At 32.2% G+C, this 693-nt stretch carries 1 pseudogene; it reads right to left on the bottom strand.

The annotated features are described in order from the left end of the window. Positions 1 to 213, bottom strand: a pseudogene (locus tag C7H79_RS17310) (Crp/Fnr family transcriptional regulator); the annotation flags it as partial. Positions 214 to 693 lie beyond the last annotated feature (480 nt).

The raw sequence follows: 693 nt of genomic DNA on the forward strand, positions 1-693 counted from the left end.
CTGTACAGACGAGCCATCTTCAAAACAGCATAATAAAGAGGTAGTAGCTGTGATGGGAAAATACACGGATTGCAGTTTTTCATTTGCATCAAACAATACCTCAGCTCTCGACAATGTCACAAGCTCTAAATGAGGAATTAATTGTTCATATTCTTCCGCACTCAGTGCGCTCAATATATGATTTTTTTTAGGATCACAAGATGTTAGTAACATTTAAATACCTCCAATCGATAAAAATCAACGCAGTGATTTATATTGCTATGCACATCCAGCGTAATCAAACTTAACGATTACTTCTACAGGTACATTCTCCTGCCATTAATGTAGATTTAAGAATTTCTTCGTGGTGTAATAATCAGATTTCTTCATATCGTAAAATATTACGATTTGCATAGACCTCTAAATTATTTGTTAATGGCATTTAACCATGTGCTAATTTAGATGACCATAAGTATAATTACTTAACGAATAACTCAAATTAAATCTAAAGACATTTCATAGTCGACTCAAAAATGATCATACCCTTTAATAAGAAGCAATAATGTCCTGATTTTTAGTAATTCAATCGAACCGAATTATTAAAACAATCTCGTGATTCTGATCGAAATAATGATTAAAAATATCCTACGATCCACACTTCTGTTTTACAGCAAAGACCACAATGCAACACACTGTTTAATAACATCTATTATC

This window comes from Nitrosomonas supralitoralis (genome assembly GCF_003011925.2).
In the GTDB taxonomy this organism is placed as follows: domain Bacteria; phylum Pseudomonadota; class Gammaproteobacteria; order Burkholderiales; family Nitrosomonadaceae; genus Nitrosomonas; species Nitrosomonas supralitoralis.